Annotated in this window: 3 protein-coding genes; all 3 read left to right on the top strand. The window is 40.4% G+C overall.

Annotation, left to right across the window (positions count from 1 at the left end):
- Window positions 1–41 precede the first annotated feature (41 nt).
- Window positions 42–572 carry a YqeG family HAD IIIA-type phosphatase gene (locus tag ACRCJ0_RS12950; protein ID WP_026465405.1) on the top strand — a complete coding sequence of 177 codons (531 nt, stop codon included), beginning with the start codon at window positions 42–44 and terminating at the stop codon, window positions 570–572.
- On the top strand, window positions 565–1,692 hold the full coding sequence (yqeH, locus tag ACRCJ0_RS12945; RefSeq protein ID WP_417892938.1) for a ribosome biogenesis GTPase YqeH: 1,128 nt from the start codon (window positions 565–567) through the stop codon (window positions 1,690–1,692). The genes ACRCJ0_RS12950 and yqeH overlap by 8 nt, the downstream gene beginning before the upstream one ends.
- Window positions 1,693–1,804: 112 nt before the next feature.
- Window positions 1,805–1,963, top strand: a 159-nt coding sequence (locus ACRCJ0_RS12940; protein WP_431390687.1) for a YhbY family RNA-binding protein, incomplete at its 3' end; no start/stop codon positions are given.

Below are 1,963 nucleotides of genomic sequence, written 5' to 3'. Positions count from 1 at the left end.
CCGCTTATGGTATACTATTCATGAAAATAAGGGAGGCCGGCATGAAAAAAGACTATTTTAAACCAACCTGGATGATAGAACGTATCTATCAATTGACACCTGATCAATTAGCCAAACATAATATCAAAGGCGTGATCACCGACCTAGATAACACCTTGATTGCATGGGATAACCCGGATGGGACACCGGAGCTGCGCGCTTGGTTACAAACCATGGAAGAAGCGGGGATACCTGTTGTCATCTTATCCAATAACCATCACGGCCGTGTGAAACGTGTTGCTGACCAGCTAGGGGTACTCTTTACCTCAGATGCTAAAAAACCTTCTCGTAGAGGATTTAGACGGGCCATTGACATGCTTGGTGTCAGCCAGGATGAAGTAGTCATTGTTGGTGACCAACTTTTAACCGATGTTTTTGGTGGTAACCGCCTAGGCATTCGCAGTATCTTGGTCATGCCATTAGTTGAAACAGACTTGGTATGGACCCTATTAAACCGTAAAATTGAAAAATTCTTATTCAAGAGAATTGAAAAGAAACATCCCGACTTGAAGTGGAGGAATAATATTGTCTAACGAAGAAACACTATATTGCGTTGGTTGTGGTGCTGAAATTCAGACTGACCAACCAGACAAACGCGGGTACACCCCGCAATCTGCCTACCAAAAAGGTATCGAATCAGGATTATTATACTGCCAACGTTGTTTTAAATTGCGTCATTATAATACCCTTGAGAAAGTATCGACATCTGCAGATGAATTTTTAGCCATCTTAAACACCCTTAGTGAAAAAGATGCCCTTATTGTTAACGTGATCGACATCTTTGACGTAGCAGGCTCTTTAATTAACGGCTTGAACCGTTTTGCAGGGTCTAACCCCATCCTAATGGTTGCCAACAAGATGGACGCCATTCCAAAGGCAGTGAAACACAGCCGGATTGAAAATTGGTTGCGTAAATACTTGAAAGATAATGGGATTAAAATCGATGATTTAATCCTTACCTCAGCTAAAAAGCGGGCTAATATTGATGATTTATTAGCGAAAATCGATGAAATGCGTGATGGCCGTGATGTTTATGTGATTGGTATGGCTAATGTTGGTAAATCTTCATTGATTAACCGTATTCTTCAAGCCACAGGTGTTGAAGCGGATGTCATTACAACTAGTCAGTTCCCAGGAACGACTTTAGATTTAATCGATATTCCTTTTGACGATGCAAATGGTAATGAAGCTAGCTTAATTGATACACCAGGAATCATTAACCCAGGCCAGATGACCTCTATTTTAGAAGGAAAAGAATTGGTGGATGCTTTACCGAATAAAGAAATCAAACCTGTGACTTTTCAACTGAATCCAGAACAAACATTGTTCTTTGGTGGCTTAGCCCGTCTTGATTTTATTGCTGGTGAACGGACGTCCTTCACGGTTTATATGTCTGGTCAGATAAAACCTCACCGTCGTAAATTAGAGGGTTCAGACGAATTTTACCAAGAACATCTTGGTGGGATTTTACAACCGCCTTACCCAGAAAATGAGGCCAATTTCCCGGGACTAGTCCGCAAAGAATTCTCAATCAAAACACCAACTGATATCGTATTTCCAGGTTTAGGCTGGGTTTCAGTAAGTGACCCAGTTCAAATTGCGGCTTACGTGCCAAAGGGTGTTGATATTATTACCAGAGAAAAATTAATCTAGATTTTGTCGCTTTAAAAGTCGCATAGCATATCAGCTAGAGCAAAATCGGATTTGAGCCTGCAGAAATGGAAGGTAGGCTCTCGCACCTTGTTATGAAAGGAGACTATTCATTTTGAATAACAAACAAAAGAAATTTTTACGTAAAGAAGCCCATCATTTGAACCCCGTAGCCAACATTGGTAAAAACGGTTTATCAGAAGAATTTATGGTGCAAATTGATGAAGTCCTAGAAAAACGTGAGTTGATCAAGGTACATTTATTACAAAATACA

The organism is Aerococcus sp. L_32, assembly GCF_050689315.1.
This window is presented reverse-complemented; position numbering and strand designations above follow the sequence as displayed.

Excerpts from the sequence above, each read along its gene's own strand:
- ACRCJ0_RS12950 (WP_026465405.1), top strand. The coding sequence starts at position 42 with ATGAAAAAAGACTATTTTAAACCAACCTGGATGATAGAACGTATCTAT.